This window comes from Neobacillus sp. CF12 (genome assembly GCF_030348765.1).
Classification (GTDB): Bacteria; Bacillota; Bacilli; order Bacillales; family Cytobacillaceae; genus Neobacillus.
In genome coordinates, this window is record NZ_JAUCEU010000007.1 from 3,736,814 (window position 1) to 3,758,224 (window position 21,411).

Genomic DNA, 21,411 nt, shown 5'->3' on the forward strand with positions numbered 1-21,411 from the left:
CAATTAGAACTGTGATTCACCGATTCTTTCATCTTTTATGATTGTGTACATCTCAGCTGCTGCTTCTTTACGAGTGGTATCTTGTATTTGGTCAATTCTTGCTGTAACCAGCCTTTGGCCGAGACGTATCGTAAGTTCGTCACCAATTTTTACAGTAGAACTTGCTTTTGCTTCTTTTCCATTTATGAGAATTCTTCCTTGGTCAGAAACCTCTTTTGCCAATGTTCTTCTTTTTATTAATCTTGATACTTTTAAATATTTATCTAATCTCATTATTAAATCCCCCTATTCTATAGCCCTTTAGATTTAGCTTCATCCCAAAACCTGTCTAGTTCTTCTAAGGAATGATCCTCAATAGGCTTAGTGCTATTTTTTACTTTTTCCTCTATAAACTTAAACCTTCGAATAAACTTTTCATTCGTTTCAAATAAAGCCTCTTCTGGATGAATGTCTAGAAACCTAGCCACATTAACAAAGGCAAACAGGATATCACCAAATTCTTTTTTCGCATTCAGAAGGCTCTCTGTCTTTATCTCATTCTCAAATTCCTCAAGTTCTTCTTTCACTTTCTCCAAAGCAGGTGTTATTTCCTGCCAATCAAAGCCAACTTTTGCTGCCTTCTTCTGAATTTCATAGGCTCTTAATAAATTTGGCACTGACTTGGAAATACCATCTAGAAGTGATGCTTCTGTCTCGCCTTTTTCCTGCTTCTTTATTTCTTGCCAGTTCCGAAGCACCTCGGATGAGTCTTCCACTTCTCTATCTCCAAATACATGGGGATGCCTGCGAATCATTTTCTCTGAAAGTACCTCTATAACATCCTCAATCGCAAAATAGCCCTCATCTTCACCAATCTGGGCATGCAGCATAACTTGAAGCAAAACATCACCAAGCTCTTCGATTAAATGATCAATATCACCACTATCAATTGCCTCAATTACTTCATACGTCTCTTCAATCAAGTACTTCTTTAAAGATTCATGTGTTTGTTCCTTATCCCAAGGACAGCCATTCGGACCTCTCAACACAGCAATAATTTCTCGCAGCTTAGAGAAATTTTTAAGCATAATCTGTTCATCAGTTACAGGCGGCACATAGACAGAAGTTAGGTTATCAAGGGTAACCTTACGATCTAACTCATACAAAGCTACCCGTTCAATTCTTTCATTACTACTTCCAGCGGCACGAACAATAACCACTTCATAATCATCAGGAAGTCTTTCCATTAAGGTCAGTTTAATATTAGATGCGACAAACTGATCATAGACCTGACTGATAAACATATGCTGGTCGATTTGCAGCTGGTTGGAATGCAGGGATGTTCCATCAAGAAGTTGAAAACCTTCAACTGGGTCAATTTTTAATGATTGAAAGAGCGCATCAACAAAACTTTGTCCTCCTCCAATCACAATATCCACGCCCTCATTAGGACCATATTCCAAAAGCAACTGTACAGTCCGCTCTGCAACGAGTGGATGACCAGGCACTGCATAAATTACCTGCTCTGTCTTTGCCTTTTGAAGTAAGTTCTCGACAATCTCCTGATATACCGCTTCAAATTGATCATGCTTTTCATAGACCGAATCAAAAGATGAATAGCTTAGTCCTTCTTGAACTAATTCAGCAACAACTGGATGTTCTTTTGTCCTTAAATAAACATGCGTTGCCTTTATTAACTTTTTGTATACACCAAAGGGAAGCTGATTAAGGTCCCCCGCTCCCAAACCGAGAATTTCAATTGAGTTTCCCATTTTTTTAACTCCTATTCTTCTTAGGTAATAAAAGGCTTAATTTGCTGCCGAAAGGAAATAATGATAGTTCCCTTTCCATAAAGACCCCTCCCTTAACAATAATGAATAAGAAAAGGAATCCTCCGAAAAATGCACCGCCTAGCGCCTGTACTGCAGCCATTATTCTATCTATACTAGTTGGAATCGTAATCATATTTGTAAGGGCTAAGTATCCTTTTAGAAGGATCGCCATCATTAGAGTCGCTATCAAAAGTGTTCGTAGGAACCGAAAAGATAGCAGCGAGATGGATTGCATATTTCTAAATTTTACGTATAAGAGCAAACAAAGCAATATTAAGGTGATTAGCGTAGCATAAGCTGCCCCCATTGTTCCATACATCGGGACGAATAGAGCATTTAACCCATACTTTAATGGAAGTGCTGCAAGGGTTACAATTGCTGGGAAAAGTAATGAACCTAGCCCCTGCATAATTGCAATAATGGTCGTAATGATGGAGCTAAGGAGAATGACAAAGCTAAGAATCCCTAACACATTAGACCCTGAGTCATCTTTAAATAACATAATATTAGCTGGTTCAATAATACACCAAAGTCCTACAGAAGCCCCGATACCAATGACAATACTAATCCTAAAGGCTAACTGAATTTTCTCCTGTAAAAATGCAGTGTCCCTTTTGATTCTTGCACTTGTTATTAACGGCACAAGAGATAAAGACATCGATGCAGCTATAATTGTACCTAATTGAATCAATGGCTGCCCACGGTCAAATATTCCTTTTATACCTTTTGCCATATCCTTATCATAGCCGTTTTCAGTGAGTAACGAGTATAGGTTTAAGGCATCTGCCATTTGTATAAAAATCATTAGCATTCCACTGATACATATTGTTAACCCTTGGAAAGTAAGAGCCTTTATTATTTTTTTAACCTCTCGAAAATCGCCAAGTAACATACCTTTTCTTGGAGTAATTATCCTCCATTCTTTACGAATCCAAAGGAATGTAAACAAAATAATGACAGATACCATACTCCCGGTAATAGACCCAAACATAGCACCTCCGCCAATTAGGTATAAAGAATATCCCATCTCCTCGAGGGTAAACGCCAAAAAGAGAATCGTAAAGGCTCTTATCAATTGTTCACCCACTTGTGATAAGGCGGTTGGCAACATGTCCCCCTTCCCCTGATAATAGCCTCTCAGAATGGAAACAATCGGAAATAATAAAAAAACGATGGAGACAATCCTTAGTAAAATTGCCAAATTCTCATCATTCATCCAAAATGCAATAGAATCGGCACCAAAATAAAGGATAAGAAAAAATATAAGTCCCATTAACTGTAAAATGATAAATGAAACCAGTAAAAGCTGTCTTGTTTTCTGCTGGATGCCACTTTTCCTTTGTTCTGCATATAGCTTAGAAATGACAACTGGAAAGCCTGTTGTTGCTAACACAATGGCAAGACCATAAAACGGGTAAACCTGCTGATATATGTAAAAACCATCATCTCCAACAATATTTTGAAACGGAATTCGATAAACAGCACTTAGAATTTTTGTAATTAGCGCTGCAATAGCTAAAATAAAAGCTCCTCTAAAAAGTGCTTTCGATTGATTTACCTGCTTCATTTCTATCTCCTAACTTACCTAAACTCGAAAGTATTATATCATAAAAAGCGGAAGCGCCTTCGGAACAAGCACAGCTTGTTCCTGCGAGGTTTATTCAAAGGAGCTTTCCTTAGTGGTCAGGGAAAAATGCAGTTCAATTTTTCCTAGGGGTGACAGGCATAAGACGAGCCGGCGAGAAGGTTGCTCTTTGACCTTCTTGACGGATTGGCTTATGACCCCGAGCCCCTAGGCGCTCCTCAGAAAAGCTAACGCTTTTCTTTCGTGCGATGTATCGCTTCCGAAGCTTACTCTTGTGGAGCTGGATTATCACAAATAAAAAAGACAGCAGCTGCTGTCTCTTTTATCGTGAGTATAGTATTAGTTCTAGGACTCCATTTGTCTTGCTAAAAATCCTGCAGCGGTTTCAACAGCCTTTTTCTCTACTTCGCCAAGTGTACCTTCTTTTGCATAAATGATAACGGCTCCAATTGGATCACCATTTGCAATGATTGGACCAATTGTATAGGATGAAATAGTTTCATCATTACCATCAGCTAAAGCAATATCACCTTGTTGTGTAACCAGAACCGAATTACGATCTTCCATTGTCTTTTCAACTAAATCGCTTATATTTTTATTTAAATAATCTTTTTTCGAACTTCCTGCTAAGGCAATATAACTATCTCTATCACAAATTAATACCGGGTTTCCGAGGCTGTCAAATAGGGCTTCTGCATATTCTTTGGCAAAATCGCTTAACTCGCTGATTGGTGAATACTTCTTTAAAATAACTTCTCCATCTCGATCCACAAAGATCTCTAACGGATCCCCCTCACGGATACGCAGTGTTCTGCGTATTTCTTTGGGAATGACGACACGACCCAAATCATCGATTCGACGAACTATTCCAGTTGCTTTCATCCAATGTTGCCTCACTTTCATCTGATGATTTAACTAACTTGGTAATGACATTCTTTCCTTTTGTAGAAATCATCACCAACTTTGAACTTAGTATCTTTCATCTGGAAAGTTCTATACACATTCGTAATATTTTTTCATAAACAGGAAGATTATCCTATTATCTTATAAGCTAACCCCAGTCTTTTTTGCCGCCTGCAAGCCTTTAATCATTTCAAATGCTGCATTTAACCATTGAGCTGTGTTTTGCCCTTTAACCTGAAGGGTCATCTTAAGCTTTTGCCCTTCCATTCCCAATCCAATCATTCGCGGATATTTATTGCTGATAGCAAAGACCTTTTGCCCGTCAATCGTGCTGCTGGCTCGCTCATTTACTAATATGGCTACTTCCTGTTTTACTTGTTTAATACTTTCAACACCTGCAAGCAGGGCATAGACCTTCATTTCTGCCACTCGGAATAGATACTCAACTTCCTCAGGGTATTCGCCAAAACGATCAAGCATTTCTGATTGAAGTTCTTCAATATCCTCTAACGATTCCACTCCTCTAAAACGTTTATACATTTCAATCTTTTGATGCCCATCCTTGATGTAAGTATCAGGAATATAGGCATCTATTTCTAAATCAATTTCAACCGTTGCTTTTTCCTCTGCTTTCAAATCGCCTTTTCTTTCCTCAATTGCTTCTTTCAGCATTTGTGAATACAAATCAAATCCTACAGAGTCAATAAATCCATGCTGCTGCGCCCCAAGTAAATTTCCTGCACCCCTAATAGATAAGTCACGCATGGCAATTTTAAAACCAGATCCTAGTTCAGTAAATTCCTTTATCGCCTGGAGGCGCTTTTCAGCCACTTCAGTCAATACTTTATCCTTTCGGTGCGTAAAAAAGGCATAAGCAACCCGATTTGACCTTCCGACACGACCGCGAAGTTGATAGAGTTGAGAAAGTCCCATTTTATCTGCATCATAGACAATAAGCGTGTTAACATTTGGAATATCTACACCGGTTTCAATAATAGTTGTACTAACGAGAACATCAAACTCACCAGATAAAAAACTGAGCATGACTGATTCCAACTCATTCTCTGACATTTGTCCATGGGCGAATGTCACCCGAGCATCTGGAACCAACATCGATATTTCTTCTGCCTTCCGTTCAATATCCTCTACTCTGTTATAGAGGAAGTATACTTGTCCGTCACGGGCTAATTCTCTCTCAATAGCCTCTCTGACAAGCGATCCGTTGTACTCCATAACATAGGTTTGGACAGGAAAGCGATTCTCTGGCGGTGTTTCAATAACGGATAAATCACGAACACCAAGCATTGACATATGCAGTGTTCTCGGTATTGGAGTTGCTGTCAATGTTAATACATCTATATTGGTTTTTAATTTTTTTATCTTCTCTTTATGGGTTACTCCAAATCTTTGCTCTTCATCAATGATTAATAAGCCTAGGTCACGATAAACGATATCTTTTGAAAGAATACGGTGTGTTCCAATTACTACATCTACTGTACCTGCCTTTAATCCTTTTATTGTTTCGGTTTGTTGCTTTTTTGAACGAAACCGACTTAACAAGCCAATATTAATCGGATAGTCTTGGAATCTTTCTCTCATTGTTTCATAATGTTGCTGGGCCAAAATCGTTGTTGGAACAAGCAGTGCGACCTGTTTTCCATCTGCAATAGCTTTAAAGGCAGCCCGGATTGCAACTTCTGTTTTCCCATAACCTACATCACCACACAGCAATCTGTCCATCGGTCTTGCTCTTTCCATATCCTTCTTAATCTCATGGATGGAGCGGAGTTGGTCTTCTGTTTCCTGATAGGCAAAAGCCGTTTCAAACTCCCTTTGCATATCACCATCTGGAGAGAATCCATATCCTACTGCTGCTTCACGTTCTGCATAAAGCTTGATCAGATCATCTGCAATATCTTCAACGGAGGATTGAACTTTCTTTTTTACCTTTTTCCAATCACTGCCGCCAAGTTTATAAATTTTAGGTTCTTTTCCTTCAGAACCAACATACTTCATAACTAGATCAATTTGTTCTACAGGTACATAAAGCTTATCGGTCCCATGATAACGGATATGGAGATAATCCTTATGAACACCATTAATAACGAGTGTTTCAATGCCTAAATATTTTCCTATTCCATGATTAACATGGACGACGTAGTCGCCAATTTTAAGTTCAGAATAACTCTTGATTCTTTCGGCATTTGAAAGCTTTTGTCTGTTGGTGGACTTTTTAACACGTTTAGTAAAAAGCTCTTCCTCTGTTATCACAGCTATCTTCTGAATCGAAAGTTCGAATCCAGTTTGCAGATTCCCCTTCATAATTTGAACTTTTCCAGGTAAAAGCTGCTGGCTGTTACGTGAAATGGAGGATTCTATATCATAATCCCCTAACACTCGCTCTAACTTTTTAACTCTTTCATCATCTGGCCCTAAAAATAGAATCGAATAGTTACCTTTTTTCCATCTATCAACTTCTGATTTAAGTAAATGCATTTGTCCATGAAAATTTTGCATTTGTTTACAGGAAACATTAATAATATTTTGCGGACTCGTATTTGCAACATGGCGTAGAAACAAACTCATATAAAGAATCGGAAACTTTCTTCTATGGAGTAAATTCTGCAAGTCATGGGAAATAGTCAAATCATGTATAATTTGACCTTCACTCAGCAATGACGTATACCACTCAGCTTCTTCTTTTACTAATGAGTCATTCATTTCTTGAACTCGGCTTATTTCATCAATAAATACCATTCCATCATGAGGAAGGTAGTCTAGTAAACTAGTATCACCTTCATATGCTAGTGAAAGGTATTTAAAAACTTGATCTGGTTTGTGTCCATTTTTTAGCTGTTCAAGTTCAAAACTTATATTTTGCGAGAGCTGTATCTTGGCTTTATCGTCTTTTAACTTCCTTAGACTTTTAGCCAATCCATCCTCTAGCTTACCAATTAATCGACTATAATCCCCTGGTTCTAAAAGAACCTCCGTTGCAGGACCAATCAACACTTCAGTTGTTTTTTCAATGGAACGCTGGTCTTCTAAGGAGAAATAGCGTATAGAATCAATCTCCGTATCAAATAATTCTATTCTTATTGGATTACTTACAGTAAGAGGGTAAATATCAATAATACCGCCTCTTATGCTAAACTCTCCCGGGGTTGAAACCATATCGGCACGAACATAGCCCATCTTAACAAACTTATTTAATACCTCTTTAACATCTAAATCATCGCCTAATTTAATCGATAGCTGGGACTGCTTCCACAAGGACTTTGGTGGAATGACCTTTCTAAGCCCAGCAATAGGGACAATAATAATTCCTTTATTACTCTTACTTAAATGGTTTAAAGCTTCAATTCTTTGCGCCTTTAACTCTGGACTGGCTACACTCATCTCGGCTGCAATTAATTCGTTAGCAGGGAATAAAAAAACTTCATCCTCACTTAATAGACTTACAATATCATCATATAGTTTTTGTGCTTGCAATAGATTATGGGTGATAAAGAGAATGGGTCTTTTCATCTGCTCGTAAATAGCTGCCGTCAGAACCGTCCTTGATGAGCCCGATAAGCCAGCAATAAGCTGTTCCTTCAAGCCCTCTTGAACTCCAGATATAATGGAGTGAACATCCTCTTGATCTAGAAATAATGATTTTAAACCTTTCAAAAGCCCGTTCCTCCTCTCTTTGAATCTTTTTCAAATGTTAACTATCTTATTATCAGTGGTTAAAAAAAATAGAAAAATGCTTTGGATTGCTGTCCAAAGCTGGTTAATGAATGAGGAAATCATATTGGTGATAATCTGGATTTCTTTCTAATGCCTCCTGACAATCCTCACAAATGGCTGTAATGTGTATATTACCTGACACATCATACGCGACCATTTCCTGCCTTTCTTGCTCCGTTAATTTATGAAGGCCGAGTGCTTCGCTGTGTATGGATGATTGTTCAATGGAACCTAGGTTTGTGCCGCAATGACGACAATGGTAATGAATGGCCACGCAGTTACCCTCCCTATTCTACTATTGATTATAGTATTTACGAGGAAGAGGGAAGTTATTCAAAAGAAATGCGTTCTTTATTTTATGAAAGGAAAGGTTGTCCCATGAACCTTTTACTGATTAAATTCATTCATTACCTGTATAAACGGCTTTTCCAACCAAGTTTTACAAGCTTCAGCACTTTTTTGTACAGCTTCTTTTGTTAACTCTAATTCATCTTCATGAAAACGCCCTAATACATAATCTGGCACCTTCATCCCGTTTCTTGGTCGATCAATTCCGATTCGAACTCTGTTAAATTCTTGTGTACCAAGATGGGCAACGGTAGACTTTATCCCATTATGGCCGCCAGCACTTCCTTTTTGACGGAGTCTAATTTTACCGACAGGTAAATCAAGATCATCATAAATAACCACAAAATCTTCTAGTTCAATCTGATAATAGTCCATTATAGCTCTAATAGATTCTCCAGATAAGTTCATATAGGTTAGTGGCTTTAATAAAATTACCTTTTCACCATTATGAGTACCAATTCCAAATAACCCTTTAAATTTTGATTGATTTAATGGAATGGCTAATTGATCCGAAAGTTCATCAATTACTTCAAACCCGATATTATGCCTTGTTTTATCAAACTGCTTCCCAGGATTTCCTAAACCAACTATTAATTTCATTCTTATCCTCTCTTTCGGCCCAGTCCACCTGTTAAATAATTTTCGGAGCATCTCTTTTCTCCCTATTTAATAATACGTCTTTTTTGTGACAAATGCGACAAAAGACGTAACCCTATTTAGGTTACGTCTATAATTCTTATTGTCTAGCTGCAGCGCCTAGGGGCATCCGCTTTTCTAATCCCCAACTGGCTCAGTTTCTCTGCCCTCTTCATTGTCAGGGTGCCCGCCTTCTTGCTGCTCTCCCGCATTGATTTCTTCTTCTTGCTTAGGAGGGAGAATACTAGCGATTACTTCTTCTTCCTCATGGTTAATCGTAAATGAGCCCTGATAAAGGATATCTGAAACTTTTAAGGTTTCACCAACTTGCAAGTTTGTAACATCCACTTCTATTTGTTGTGGAATTTCACTTGGAGTGGATGTAATCGATAGTTCATGCACAGGCTGTTGAAGAACACCGCCATCCTTAACACCAGCAGCTTCACCAGTTAGGACAAGTCTTACGGTAACATTAATTTTCGAGGATTTATCTACTGCCAGAAAATCAACATGAATGATTTCCTTCTTTATAAAATCCTCTTGATAATCCGTTAACACCACATCATGCTTACTGCCGTCTATATCAAGCGAAATAACTCCATTCCTGCCTACATTTCGGATTGTTTTTGTTAAATCTGCCGAACTAACAAAAACCGGTTTACTCTCAACCTTACTCCCATAAATTACAGCAGGAATATTTCCTGTTTCTCTTATCTTTCTTAGCTCTGAAGTGCGTAAATCCTTACGTTCTTTTGCTTGTAAAACTGTACTCATTTGTTTAGTCACCTTCCTAGTTTTGTTCTTAACTATCTCTATAAAAATTCCCCAAAACAGGAAGGTCTAAACATTTTTTAAAATAAAAAGCGGAAGCGCCTTGACCAGCCCCGACAGGCATAAGACGAGCCGGCAGGAAGGTTGTTCTTTAACCTTCTTGACGGATTGTCCGAAATGTGGAGTCGACTGTTCTGGGACGAAGGCATAAGACGACCACTGCAAGAAGGCGCTTTTTGCCTTCTTCAGGGGGTGGTTTATGACTCGAGTCCCAAGGAGACGCAACTAGACAAGCTTATGACCCCGAGGGGCTAGGCGCTGGAGCTAGATTAATCAAATAAAGTACTTACAGATTGTTCTTCGTGGACACGAATAATCGCTTCACCAAGTAATGGTGCTACAGAAAGATTAATAATTTTATCGGTCTTTTTCTCTTCTGGAAGCGCGATAGAATTTGTGATAACTAACTCTTTAATTTTCGAATTTTGAATTCTGTCAATTGCAGGTCCTGATAATACAGGGTGTGTACAGCATGCATACACTTCTCGAGCACCGTTCTCAACAAGTGCATTAGCTGCAAGTGTAATCGTTCCTGCTGTATCAATAATATCATCAATTAGAATGGCAATTTTTCCTTCAATATTCCCAACAATATTCATTACCTCAGCAACATTTGGTCTTGGACGACGTTTGTCAATAATGGCAATCGGTGCTTTTAGGCGTTCAGCTAACTTTCTAGCTCTTGTTACACCGCCATGGTCAGGTGAAACGATGACTATGTCACCTTCAAAATTTCTCTTTTGGAAATAATCAGCTAAAATTGGCACACCCATTAAATGATCTGTTGGAATTTCAAAGAAGCCTTGAATCTGTGGTGCATGTAAGTCTAAGCAAATGATACGAGTGGCACCAGCTGTTTCAAGAAGGTTTGCCACTAGTTTAGCTGTAATCGGCTCACGTGCCCGTGCTTTACGGTCCTGACGAGCATATCCATAGTATGGCATCACAATATTAATAGTCTTAGCAGAAGCTCTCTTCAAAGCGTCAATCATTATGAGCAATTCCATAATATTTTCATTTACAGGCGAGCTAGTCGATTGAATGACATATACATCACATCCTCGGATGCTCTCTTCAATATTAATTTGAATTTCTCCATCACTAAATCTGGTTACAGAACTCTTTCCTAATTCCACACCAATAACCTTGGCAATCTCTCTAGCTAAGGGAAGATTTGAATTCAGACTGAAAACCTTTAAATTTGGATCTAAGTATTGATTCGACATATTGCCCTCCAATAATCTACCTATTTTTTCAGATTTAGCTTATCAACATAATTTTCTTTGTTTACCTGTTGTGCTCGTGCAATCGATAATGCATTACCAGGGACATTCTTTGTTACCGTTGAACCAGCAGCGACATAAGCACCTTTTCCAATGGTCACAGGAGCTACCAGATTGGAATTACAGCCAATAAAAACGCCATCCTCAATCTTTGTTAGAAATTTATTTTTTCCATCATAATTAACAGTTATTGATCCACAGCCGATATTAACATCACTGCCAACCTCAGCATCACCAATATAGCTTAAATGCGAAGCCTTGCTTCCCTTACCGAAAACAGCCTTCTTGATTTCAACAAAGTTCCCGATCTTCACTTCATCATTAATGGCTGAGTCGGGTCTAATATGCGCAAATGGACCAATATTAACCAAAGAACCAATTGTACTATTATAGGCTGCAGATTGACGAATTACCGTTTCATCTCCTACCTCACATGTATCAATTTCTGAGTTCGGACCAATTTGGCAGTCTGCCCCAATCACGGTCCTGCCTTTTATTATTGTACCTGGCAGAAGAATGGTATCCTGACCAATAACAACATCGGATTCAATGTATGTATTTGCAGGATCAATAATAGTAACTCCATTCCGCATATGATTTTCGTTTATCCGGCTGCGCATGATTCTTTCTGCTTCTGCCAGAGCCACTCTGTCGTTAACACCCAAGGTTTCTTCCAAATCATTGGTTTGGAAGGCAGTGACCACTTCCCCTTGGTTTTTGAGAATCTCAACGACATCAGGCAGATAAAATTCACCTTGAACATTATCATTTGAAACCATCTTTAATGCTTCAAATAAAGCAGTATTGTCAAAGCAATACGTACCAGTATTAATTTCATTTATTTCTCGCTCTGCTTGTGTTGCATCTTTATGCTCAACAATTTTTTCAACAAAGCCATTTTCATTTCGAATAATTCGACCATATCCTGTCGGGTCATCAATTCTAGCTGTAAGAATGGTTGCTTTTGCAGATAATTCTTCATGATGTTTAAATAATGACTCCATCGTTTCTGCTTTAATTAAAGGGGTATCACCACAAACTACAATGGTAACTCCTTCTTTACCCTCTAAGATTTGCTGTGCCTGCATGACTGCGTGTGCAGTGCCAAGCTGTTCACTTTGAAGGGCATAATGACTTTCTTCCCCTAATTGTGCTTTTACCATTTCAGCACCGTGGCCAATCACGGTAACCATTTCTTGAATATTTAACTTCTTCACATGGTCAACTACATGTTGAACCATCGGCTTACCGCAAACAGGGTGTAATACTTTATAAAGCTTTGACTTCATCCGGGTACCCTGTCCTGCGGCCAAAATCACAGCATAACGATTAGACATGAACAGTCCTCCAATTTTACCTTTTTATCCATTAAAAATATTAACGTAAATAGTCAGCCATTTCAAGGAATGTAAGAAAAGTGTCCGAATTTGTTATTTTGAAAAAATTAGCGGTGGAATCGAGGAGATTAGGGAGGAATAAAAAAAGAGCACTACTTTATGTAGTAGGCTCTAGGTTGTTTAGTTCTTTCTAGGAAGCTCCGGCTTCTTCAAATTCTACTTCTAGTTCACCTAAACGGTGGTACTCAGCCAATACTGCTTCTTGAATTTTACCACGCGTTCCAGAATTGATTGGATGCGCAATATCACGAAATTCTCCATCTGGAGTACGTTTACTTGGCATTGCTACAAACAATCCGTTGTTTCCATCAATGACGCGGATGTCATGAACAACAAATTCATTGTCTAATGTAATTGATGCGATTGCTCTCATACGACCATCCGTGTTAACGCGGCGTAATCTTACGTCTGTTACTTCCATGTGCTCACACCCTTTTCTTATGTTAAAAAGCTAGTGTTATTAATTCAACAGTGAATCTAGTAAATCCTTCTTTTAGATTAATATTTTTAAAAATATTTTAGGCAAAATAGTGAACATTTATAAAAGTCAGATATATTACCAGTATGTATAGTGTTAATACGACAAAATAAAAAAACGCTCATGATTATTTCACGAGCGCAATTACTTCGATTTCAACTAAAGCATCCTTTGGTAACCGTGCTACCTCTACACAAGAACGTGCCGGCTTATTCATTGAAAAATATTCACCATATATTTCATTTATTGCAGCAAAGTCATCCATACTTTTAATAAATACAGTAGCCTTTACAACTGTCTCAAATGAAGCTCCTGCAGCAGTTAGAACGGCATCCAAATTTTTAAAAACTTGATGTGTTTGTTCTTTTATACCGCTCTCGATCATGACTCCTTCTGCTGTTAATGGAATTTGTCCAGAGCTATAAAAAAGATTATTTACGATGATTCCTTGAGAATATGGTCCTATAGCGGCAGGTGCTTGGTTGGTTTGTACAATTTTCATACTATTCCTCCGTTCTTCGTTTAAAGTAGTTACCCTCTGAAACCTGAATCCTTTTTTCCTTTACATCAACATCAGTCAATTTAACCAGTGATTTGTATTCATCGACGAGACGTTCCTCAATTTTCTCTGCTTCGACCAAAACGGCTATACCAGCAACTTGAGCGTTAAATTCCTCTAGTAGACTGATCATACCCATTACAGTTCCGCCTGCTTTCATAAAGTCATCGACAATTAGAACTCTTGAACCTTGTGCCAGACTTCTTTTTGAAAGCACCATCGTCTGTATTCTTTTTGCCGATCCTGAAACATAGTTGATACTTACAGTAGGGCCTTCGGTAACTTTACTATCTCTTCTTACCATGACAACAGGAGTATTTAACTGGCTTGCTACAGCATAAGCAAGCGGAATCCCTTTTGTTGCCACGGTCATGACCACATCAATTTTAGTATTTACATAGGCGGAGGCAATAATCCTCCCCGCTTTTTGAACAATAGATGGATTACCTAGAATGTCTGTTAAATACAAGTATCCCCCTGGTAATAGTCGATCTGGGTGTGCAATTAACGAACATAACTCATCAACAAATGGTTTTGCTTCTTCATCACTTACATTTACAAAAAATTTAACCCCACCCGCTGCACCAGGTACAGTCTGCAGCGTTCCGATTCCTCTTTGTTCGAAGGTCTCCTTAACGATCGCTAAGTCTTCACTGATAGAAGATTTCGCAGAAGAATAACGTTCAGCAAAGAAGGTAAGCGGTACCAACTGGCGCGGATGGTCAAGTAAATAGCTTGTCATATCGATCAATCGTTCACTACGGCGAAACTTCATAGCAATCCTCCAAAAAGACGAATATTCTATTAATAGGATATCACTAATGTACGCTTTTAATCAAGAGTATGTCGTTCACCGAGCATCCTCACAGCAAATACTTGATCACAAAAACCTCTTAGGCCATTATAAATGCGGTGCATTCTCGAATCATGCTGGACAATCCCAAAGACTGTTGGTCCGCTTCCACTCATCAATACCGCATCCGCCCCAAAACGTTTCATTTGCTCTTTTATTTGAGCTACCTCTGGATGAAGTTTTAAGGTTACATCTTCTAAAACATTTCCGACATTTTCACAAACACTTTGATAGTCATTATTTTCAATAGCGCTGACCATCTTGTTAATATTCGGATGCTTCATTCCTTCTAAATCTAGTCTGCGATACACTTCAGCAGTCGAGACCCCAATAAATGGTTTCGCTAAAATTACCCAGCATGTTGGTGGAGCAGGAAGGTCCGTAATCATTTCTCCTCTGCCTCTTGCCAAAGCGGTACCACCATACACGCAAAATGATACATCCGATCCTATTTCAGAACCAAGACTGGCTAACTCATCCAACGTTAAGCCAAGGTCCCAGAGTTTATTCAGACCTCTAAGCGTTGCAGCAGCATCACTGCTCCCCCCAGCAAGCCCGGCCGCAACAGGGATTGTCTTTTCGATAGTTATCTGAACTCCTTTTTTTACCTGGTACCGGTCTTTCAATAATTGTGCTGCTTGAAAAGCTAAGTTCCGCTGGTCATCGGGTACATAGCGGTTATGGGAAAGAATATGTATTTTGTTCTGATCTAATAATGTCAGTTCCACTCGGTCTGCCAAATCTATCGTTGTCATGATCATTTCAACTTCATGAAAACCATCAGGACGCTTATATAAAACATCCAATGATAAATTGATTTTGGCTGGTGCTTTTACTAAAAGCTTCACTACGCCCACCTACACTTCTATATCGTTCATATATTTTTTCCTATTTTACCACAAAACCTCTAATAGGAAAAAAGTCTATTAATAATATTTAAAGACCAGAGGTTTTCTTCCCTCTGGCCTGCCATGGTTGGTGTTTGATTTGTTTAAACTTTTGAGAAGCAGTGCTGCTTTTCAAATTGTCCTTCGAACTACTTCTTTTACTTTTTCCTGTTGTTTTTCATTAGCTGTTCTGAAGCAAGTTCTACCGCTCTTTTTACCATATTCCCTGCGTCTTTTGCTCGAATGCCGCCCCAACCCTCTTTTTGAACGACATCATAAAAACCAAGTTCTTTCGCAAGTTCTTCTTTGAATTGAGTTGACATAACACCTCTTCTTCTTGCCATCTAAACAACCCCTTTTCACACACACATGGCATTATTAGTATGTTATATAGGGAGTATTTCATTAAATTTATTTAGCTTTTTTATAAATGGTTATTCATTTAACAAAGCTTAAATGGCTGTGTTTTGACTAGACTGTTGATTTGCGCTCCACTAAGGATAGCTTCTTGGAATAATCATCGCAGGGACAGGCTGCTTTTGCCTGTCCAGGGGTGCTACGCTTTCCGTGGGCTCGCCCGTGAGCCTCCTCGGTCGTTCCGACCTGCGGGGTCTCACAGTGCTCGTTCATCCCGCAGGAGTCGAGCACCTTCCGCTCCAATCAACAGGTGCATAAATCAACAGTCTTCTTTAACACAGCCAAAATAAAAAGCAAAAGGCAGAAAATCAAATGATTTTCTGCCTAAAAAATTGCCCTATATTCTAACTTAAAGCTATGTTTCCTGCTGCATCTTCATAGAAGGTTATTTGAACTGTTTCGGTAAGTACATCAGCATAGCTGTATGAAACTCGTTCAAATGAATTCTCTTCTTGATCTAACTCGATTACAAAAACCGAAGGGTACGTTTCGGCTAATACGCCTGATCGTTCGATTGTTTTTCTACGTCCTCCGTTTGCCTTCAGCAACAATCTTTTCCCTAAATTTGAATCAAGAGCCTTTTTAATATCGGCTAAGGTTTTTGGCATTCGGTCCACCTCACTGTGTAAAGTATATCACACTGACATAGTCCTGTCAAATAAAAACATAAAATTATATCAGTCCGACAAAAAGATTGTCAATATCTTTTCTTCTACTTTTTCTCCCAATTTTCAACAATCATTATGATAACCTTAATTAGGGAGGATTATGTGCTTAAAAAAAATAAGCCCTAATTTTTTTAAAAAGGGTCTTATGATTCTTCTTCCTGGACAGGATTATACGGCATTCCTGTTCGTAGGACTCCTTTAGTGTCTATGCCTCCCAGCCCTTTTTCACCTGTCAGCGTATTTCGTAATACATCCCAAACATTGATACTCTCCATAAACGGCGTAAAACTAATTTTTGCAACAATATAAACAGGATCTAAAGCATGTATATTAATTCGTGAGGGGGAACTAGCGAAATTTGCACCTGCATGGATCAAAGATTCAAAGTGAGACTGGCAGGCACCTGCAAAAATAACGAGCTGATCTAGATGAGGAATCTTCCTCCGTGCCTCCTTGACGGTTTGGACGAAATGCTTTGAGTGGCGGTATGCATTAATATCTGTTATCTTTCCCTTTGCCTTCGAATAGGCATCATGTCCTGTAATAACTAAAATATCAGGACGGTATTGATCAAGTAAGCCGCCAATTTTTTTGGGCATTTCCTTTTCGTTACAATGTATGCCATAAACAGGAATACCAATTCTCTCGTAAAGTGTCATACATTTTTGTAAGTAGTCTTGGTCTCCATCTAAGTGAAGAACCTTTCCGGGGATTTGAAAATAATTGGCTGGCTGCACATAGCCGCCCGTGGCTTCATAATCCTGCCTTTGCTTTATTAGATCAACGTCCTGGGCAAATAATCGGAAAGATTGCTCTTCTAGGGTTTTGTATTCCTGTAATATTTTTGACCTTACATGTTGGTTAATTACCACTAAATCCTCGTAAGGTGCATCTGCCACTAAGCGAAAATCCTCACCATATAGGACTGCAAATTTCTGGCCATTTAGTGTTTGAATATCAATAACTCGGAATAGAATATCACAGTTATAGGACCGTCTGCCGACTATATCCATCATCTTTATATTCACTGCTGTCACTCCAATTAGACCAGCATATAGGCCTTCGGAAATAAAGTTTCTCTAAGGTAGGCTATGCAACTACACATTTATTTGTGAATGGACTAGTTAGTAAATCTAATAGTAGTGCAAAAAAAATAGACCTTTTAGGTCTATTGAAAGTAGTTATATAATTCGTCACTCAATCGTCCAAATTCCTCAACCGAAAGTGTTTCCCCTCTTCTTGTCGGCTCAATTCCAGCTGCATTTAGTGCACGTATGATCTCTTCCTTCTTTTGTTTTCCATCCTGAAGTTGGCTTGTTAAGTTATTTAATAATGTTTTTCTCCTTTGAGCAAAACTTGCTCGTGTAACTTGGAAAAAGAAACCTTCATCCTTTACGATTACTGCCGGCCGTTCCCTTCTTGTTAAGCGTATCACTGCTGAATCTACATTTGGCTGAGGAACAAAGACTGTTTTCGGGACAATCATAACCGTCTCAGCCTTTGTATAGTACTGTACAGCTATTGAAAGCGATCCGTATTCTTTTGTCCCCGGCTTCGCTGAAATGCGGTCTGCGACCTCTTTTTGAAGCATACACACGATACCTCGAATTGGAATTTGTTCCTCTAGCAATTTCATAATAATTGGAGTGGTAACGTAATAAGGAAGATTGGCTACAACCATTAAATCATTGATGGTCGTAAATTCCGTATCGATGACTTCCTGTACATCTGCCTCCAATATGTCTTTATGTATAATTTTTACATTTTCGTAAGGGGAGAGGGTGTCAGATAAAATAGGCAATAATCTTTGATCTATTTCAAATGCAACCACTTTCTTACTCCTGCGAGCAAGCTGCTCTGTTAGCGCGCCAATACCAGGACCAATTTCAATCGCCCCGGAATTTTCGCCCAACTCAGCAAAATCAACAATTCTATGCAAGATATTTGTATCAATTAAAAAGTTTTGACCCAGACTTTTCTTAAAAGAAAACCCGTATTTTTCAAGTATAGCTCGTGTTCGAACCGGGGTAGCAATGTCTTTAATCATTTTTTTCCTCCTGTTTCACAATTGCAAGTGCCTTTGCAAATTCCTGTCTGCTAATTTGGAACATCATTAACCTTTTATATAGTTGCTTTCCATTTGTATATCCAATTTTTAAAAGTTTTCCCAACATGATCCGCCGTTCTTTCGAACCAGCTCCACCAATGAGCCCTGCTAAAATCAAATCCTCTTGTGTAATTTCTTCTTTAATCGTCTCTGACATGATTTGTGCGTCTTTTAAAGCATTTCTGATTGCCTCCACTTGCGCATGTTCAACACCGAGACCTTTTCCATTTTTCGCAATTGCGTTTTCCTTCGGTAAAAAGGCATGCTTACAACCAGGTACGCTTTCTGCAATGGTTTTCCTAATCTTTTCCCCTGGAAAATCAGGATCTGTAAAGATAATAACCCCTCTTGTTTCCTGTGCCCTTTTTATCTTCTCAATCGTTTCTTGATTAATAGCAGAACCATTTGTCTCAATTGTATCTGCATCGACAGCCCGTTTAATCGTTGTTGTATCATCTTTTCCCTCTACGACAATAAATTCCTTAATCCTCATTATTTCCTCCGTACCTGAATAATAAATAAATAAAAAAAATGATAAAAAAATGAAACATTTTTGTAATGTCCATCGTCTATATTAACAAATGCATTCATATTATGAAGTAAATACCTTTATGTATTCGTTGTAAGTATAATGAATATTAGAGAAAAAGCAAAATGCAGAGGCTAATTAAACCTCTGCACATGTAAACTTATTGTAATATTTTGATTTTAACTTTTCGAACACCCCAACGGAAAGCCTCTGCCTTGGTTGGAAAGAAAACATCAATCTTATGTCCCTTAATGGCTCCACCAGTATCAGCAGCGACTGCATAACCATAGCCTTCCACATAAACCTTCGTACCAAGTGGAATAATCCGAGGATCCACAGCAATGACCTTTGCAGTTGGGTTCGCACGTAAGTCAAAACCTGTTGCCGTTATTCCCGAACAGCCATTACAATAGGCCGTATAGGCAGTAGTATTAACATAAAACTCTGTTCCAGTTTCTGTTCCACGGGAAACTTGAATATCTAATTCCTTCGTTCCAACAGCCACAACTTTATCGAGTTTCTCTCTAAGACTCTGCTCACTAATTAATTTTCTTGAAACTTCTTTACCATTTTCCAAGATGACTTCATACTTCCTTGAAACAAGGCCCTTTTTACCTTCATTAACTGTAACTTGTTTACCTTTTTCTAAGCTCTCATCTTTCTTGGTGATAACGGCAAAGTGAACTGGTTCTTCCACTACATCGGTGACCTTTTCTACGCGTATGACGTTTATTACGTCATCCCTTTTCACTGTCTCTGATAATGACGGTTCAACTCGGTCAAATTCATTAAGTTTAATTCCCTGTTGTGTTAAAAAGTCAGCGACCGTAGCCGAAGTGGACCATACTTGCTGCTCTATTCCGCCGTCAACTAGTGTAAGATGAAGAGCTAATTTAATACTGATTTCCATCTTGTTTTTTATCGTTTCCTGCGGTCTCGGTGAAATTTCATCTTGATCGTTCAATACAATTTTCTGCTCGTTTAGGAGCTCAGCGACTGTATCTGCTGTTGTCCATATCGTTTTTTTCTCGTTGTCTTTGACAATTTCAACCTGTTTTGCTTGCTTCCAGACAATTTTTTGGTTGTCTCTCACCCTAGCATCTGCTGATGGTGACAAGTAGTCTTTTGAGCTAAGTGATATACCCAGTTGAGCAAATACATCCTTAACACTATTGGCATGTGTTTTTATTACTTTTTGCTGTCCGTTAAGAGTCAATGCAACGGTATACTTAGATCCTTCATAATAAGAAAAACCAAGGAGTGCTGCTAAAACTACAAAACTAGCAAAAATGATTGCCAACCTCTTTTTACTCGAAGACTTGGAAAACAGGTTTTTCATGTTTTTGAATACGATGAAAAACGCCTCCTTTTCTCGGAGAGATTATTGAGAAACATGCTGTCGGCTGTCAACCCTTGCATTTGTTGTGAACGTATTTCTAATTATGCATAATGTTGGGAAATTTGCAAAGGAAAACTTATCGACACGGTTATCCTATGAGGAAAAGGAGACATGTAGAACTTTAAGTTATATTAAAAAATTTGGACAAGCTTCTATTAACTTCGACAAGCTTGTCTATCAGTTTATGTCGAATAATTTTTTCGCATTGGCAGTCGTAACTTCTGCTACTTCTTCAACAGTTAGCCCTTTTATTTCAGCAATTTGCTCCGCAACAAGCCTAACATACCCCGGTTCATTGCGTTTTCCACGATAAGGATGTGGAGCTAAATAAGGACAGTCTGTTTCAATCAACAGTTTTTCCAAAGGAACAGCTGCTGCCACTTCTTTGGGTTTTTTGGCGTTTTTAAAGGTAACAGGACCGCCAAGAGAAATGTAAAAATTCATTTTTAGACATTCTAAGGCAACCTCAGGACTTCCACTGAAACAATGCATGATTCCCCCAACTTCAGCTGCCCCCTCTTCTTGTAAAATCTCAACGATATCAGCGGTTGCTTCTCGATTATGAATGACAATCGGAAGTTTTACCTTTTTAGCTAATTGGATTTGCTTACGGAAAACTTCCTTCTGGATTTCCTTAGGAGACTTGTCCCAATGATAATCTAATCCCATTTCCCCTATTGCCACCACTTTAGGATGGGCAGCTAACTCTTCTATCCAAAGCAAATCTTCGTCTGTCATATCAATTGCATCCACAGGATGCCAGCCCACACAGGCATAGATAAAGTCGTAGCGCTCAGCAAGTTCCATTGCTCGTTTTATCGTCGGACGGTCAAAGCCCACACAAACCATATATGATACTCCTGCTTGTTGAGCCCTGACGATAACATCCACTAGGTCTTCCTCAAATTGTTCAGCATTTAAATGTACATGCGTATCAAATAACATAAACCAAACTCCTTTGTTGATTTTCATCATTATTTCTTGTCGA

Annotated in this window: 21 protein-coding genes; all 21 read right to left on the reverse strand. The window is 38.7% G+C overall.

Translation table 11 applies throughout. The features are described from left to right. Positions 1–3: 3 nt before the first annotated feature. The 21 genes from QUG14_RS17845 to QUG14_RS17945 all read right to left on the reverse strand — a co-directional run bounded on the left by QUG14_RS17845 (position 4) and on the right by QUG14_RS17945 (position 21,368). Positions 4–273, reverse strand: a complete 270-nt coding sequence (locus tag QUG14_RS17845) for an RNA-binding S4 domain-containing protein (protein ID WP_289341807.1) — start codon at positions 271–273, stop codon at positions 4–6. A 17-nt stretch (positions 274–290) separates the two neighbouring features. Next, on the reverse strand, positions 291–1,751 hold the full coding sequence (gene yabN / locus QUG14_RS17850) for a bifunctional methyltransferase/pyrophosphohydrolase YabN (protein WP_289341808.1): 1,461 nt from the start codon (positions 1,749–1,751) through the stop codon (positions 291–293). Positions 1,752–1,755: 4 nt separating this feature from the next. Next, positions 1,756–3,378 carry a putative polysaccharide biosynthesis protein gene (locus QUG14_RS17855; protein ID WP_289341809.1) on the reverse strand — a complete coding sequence of 541 codons (1,623 nt, stop codon included), beginning with the start codon at positions 3,376–3,378 and terminating at the stop codon, positions 1,756–1,758. Positions 3,379–3,741: 363 nt separating this feature from the next. Continuing rightward, a complete protein-coding gene (gene spoVT, locus QUG14_RS17860; protein WP_095250673.1) occupies positions 3,742–4,278 on the reverse strand; it encodes a stage V sporulation protein T in 537 nt (178 codons plus the stop codon). 162 nt (positions 4,279–4,440) lie between these two features. Continuing rightward, positions 4,441–7,971, reverse strand: coding sequence for a transcription-repair coupling factor (gene mfd / locus QUG14_RS17865; RefSeq protein ID WP_289341810.1), 3,531 nt, complete (start codon positions 7,969–7,971; stop codon positions 4,441–4,443). Positions 7,972–8,074: 103 nt separating this feature from the next. Next, the gene (gene fin / locus QUG14_RS17870; protein WP_289341811.1) at positions 8,075–8,305 is read right to left on the reverse strand and encodes an anti-sigma-F factor Fin; all 231 of its coding nucleotides are present in this window, start codon (positions 8,303–8,305) and stop codon (positions 8,075–8,077) included. 113 nt (positions 8,306–8,418) lie between these two features. Further along, complete coding sequence (gene pth, locus QUG14_RS17875; RefSeq protein WP_289341812.1) at positions 8,419–8,979, reverse strand: aminoacyl-tRNA hydrolase; 561 nt, start codon at positions 8,977–8,979, stop codon at positions 8,419–8,421. Between the two features lie 174 nt (positions 8,980–9,153). Then, entirely contained in the window at positions 9,154–9,789 is a 636-nt protein-coding gene (locus QUG14_RS17880; protein ID WP_289341813.1) for a 50S ribosomal protein L25/general stress protein Ctc, read from the reverse strand. A gap of 326 nt (positions 9,790–10,115) precedes the next feature. Continuing rightward, on the reverse strand, positions 10,116–11,072 hold the full coding sequence (locus tag QUG14_RS17885; RefSeq protein ID WP_289341814.1) for a ribose-phosphate diphosphokinase: 957 nt from the start codon (positions 11,070–11,072) through the stop codon (positions 10,116–10,118). 20 nt (positions 11,073–11,092) lie between these two features. After that, positions 11,093–12,466, reverse strand: coding sequence for a bifunctional UDP-N-acetylglucosamine diphosphorylase/glucosamine-1-phosphate N-acetyltransferase GlmU (gene glmU / locus QUG14_RS17890; RefSeq protein ID WP_289341815.1), 1,374 nt, complete (start codon positions 12,464–12,466; stop codon positions 11,093–11,095). Positions 12,467–12,656: 190 nt separating this feature from the next. Continuing rightward, positions 12,657–12,947 (reverse strand): septation regulator SpoVG, encoded by a 291-nt coding sequence (gene spoVG / locus QUG14_RS17895; RefSeq protein WP_003347151.1) that lies wholly within the window; start codon positions 12,945–12,947, stop codon positions 12,657–12,659. A 184-nt stretch (positions 12,948–13,131) separates the two neighbouring features. Further along, positions 13,132–13,506 (reverse strand): RidA family protein, encoded by a 375-nt coding sequence (locus QUG14_RS17900; protein WP_289341817.1) that lies wholly within the window; start codon positions 13,504–13,506, stop codon positions 13,132–13,134. Position 13,507: 1 nt separating this feature from the next. Then, on the reverse strand, positions 13,508–14,338 hold the full coding sequence (gene purR / locus QUG14_RS17905; protein ID WP_289341818.1) for a pur operon repressor: 831 nt from the start codon (positions 14,336–14,338) through the stop codon (positions 13,508–13,510). Between the two features lie 56 nt (positions 14,339–14,394). Further along, positions 14,395–15,264 (reverse strand): 4-(cytidine 5'-diphospho)-2-C-methyl-D-erythritol kinase, encoded by an 870-nt coding sequence (gene ispE, locus QUG14_RS17910; RefSeq protein WP_289341819.1) that lies wholly within the window; start codon positions 15,262–15,264, stop codon positions 14,395–14,397. 197 nt (positions 15,265–15,461) lie between these two features. Beyond that, a complete protein-coding gene (locus QUG14_RS17915; RefSeq protein WP_289341820.1) occupies positions 15,462–15,647 on the reverse strand; it encodes a small, acid-soluble spore protein, alpha/beta type in 186 nt (61 codons plus the stop codon). Positions 15,648–16,064: 417 nt separating this feature from the next. After that, positions 16,065–16,328, reverse strand: coding sequence for a biofilm formation stimulator Veg (veg, locus tag QUG14_RS17920; RefSeq protein WP_132097037.1), 264 nt, complete (start codon positions 16,326–16,328; stop codon positions 16,065–16,067). A gap of 203 nt (positions 16,329–16,531) precedes the next feature. After that, a complete protein-coding gene (gene yabG, locus QUG14_RS17925; RefSeq protein ID WP_289341821.1) occupies positions 16,532–17,416 on the reverse strand; it encodes a sporulation peptidase YabG in 885 nt (294 codons plus the stop codon). Positions 17,417–17,556: 140 nt separating this feature from the next. Further along, entirely contained in the window at positions 17,557–18,435 is an 879-nt protein-coding gene (gene rsmA, locus QUG14_RS17930; protein ID WP_289341822.1) for a 16S rRNA (adenine(1518)-N(6)/adenine(1519)-N(6))-dimethyltransferase RsmA, read from the reverse strand. Next, entirely contained in the window at positions 18,428–18,988 is a 561-nt protein-coding gene (gene rnmV / locus QUG14_RS17935) for a ribonuclease M5 (protein ID WP_289341823.1), read from the reverse strand. Before rnmV ends, rsmA begins: the two co-directional genes overlap by 8 nt. Positions 18,989–19,184: 196 nt before the next feature. Further along, a complete protein-coding gene (locus QUG14_RS17940; protein WP_289341824.1) occupies positions 19,185–20,363 on the reverse strand; it encodes a resuscitation-promoting factor in 1,179 nt (392 codons plus the stop codon). A gap of 237 nt (positions 20,364–20,600) precedes the next feature. Beyond that, positions 20,601–21,368, reverse strand: coding sequence for a TatD family hydrolase (locus QUG14_RS17945; protein WP_289341826.1), 768 nt, complete (start codon positions 21,366–21,368; stop codon positions 20,601–20,603). Between the last annotated feature and the right edge of the window lie 43 nt (positions 21,369–21,411).

Coding starts and splice junctions, on each gene's coding strand:
- QUG14_RS17845 (WP_289341807.1), bottom strand. CDS start 273: ATGAGATTAGATAAATATTTAAAAGTATCAAGATTAATAAAAAGAAGA.
- yabN (WP_289341808.1), bottom strand. CDS start 1,751: ATGGGAAACTCAATTGAAATTCTCGGTTTGGGAGCGGGGGACCTTAAT.
- QUG14_RS17855 (WP_289341809.1), bottom strand. CDS start 3,378: ATGAAGCAGGTAAATCAATCGAAAGCACTTTTTAGAGGAGCTTTTATT.
- spoVT (WP_095250673.1), bottom strand. CDS start 4,278: ATGAAAGCAACTGGAATAGTTCGTCGAATCGATGATTTGGGTCGTGTC.
- pth (WP_289341812.1), bottom strand. CDS start 8,979: ATGAAATTAATAGTTGGTTTAGGAAATCCTGGGAAGCAGTTTGATAAA.
- QUG14_RS17880 (WP_289341813.1), bottom strand. CDS start 9,789: ATGAGTACAGTTTTACAAGCAAAAGAACGTAAGGATTTACGCACTTCA.
- QUG14_RS17885 (WP_289341814.1), bottom strand. CDS start 11,072: ATGTCGAATCAATACTTAGATCCAAATTTAAAGGTTTTCAGTCTGAAT.
- glmU (WP_289341815.1), bottom strand. CDS start 12,466: ATGTCTAATCGTTATGCTGTGATTTTGGCCGCAGGACAGGGTACCCGG.
- spoVG (WP_003347151.1), bottom strand. CDS start 12,947: ATGGAAGTAACAGACGTAAGATTACGCCGCGTTAACACGGATGGTCGT.
- QUG14_RS17900 (WP_289341817.1), bottom strand. CDS start 13,506: ATGAAAATTGTACAAACCAACCAAGCACCTGCCGCTATAGGACCATAT.
- purR (WP_289341818.1), bottom strand. CDS start 14,338: ATGAAGTTTCGCCGTAGTGAACGATTGATCGATATGACAAGCTATTTA.
- QUG14_RS17915 (WP_289341820.1), bottom strand. CDS start 15,647: ATGGCAAGAAGAAGAGGTGTTATGTCAACTCAATTCAAAGAAGAACTT.
- veg (WP_132097037.1), bottom strand. CDS start 16,328: ATGCCAAAAACCTTAGCCGATATTAAAAAGGCTCTTGATTCAAATTTA.
- rsmA (WP_289341822.1), bottom strand. CDS start 18,435: ATGATTAAAGACATTGCTACCCCGGTTCGAACACGAGCTATACTTGAA.
- rnmV (WP_289341823.1), bottom strand. CDS start 18,988: ATGAGGATTAAGGAATTTATTGTCGTAGAGGGAAAAGATGATACAACA.
- QUG14_RS17940 (WP_289341824.1), bottom strand. CDS start 20,363: ATGAAAAACCTGTTTTCCAAGTCTTCGAGTAAAAAGAGGTTGGCAATC.
- QUG14_RS17945 (WP_289341826.1), bottom strand. CDS start 21,368: ATGTTATTTGATACGCATGTACATTTAAATGCTGAACAATTTGAGGAA.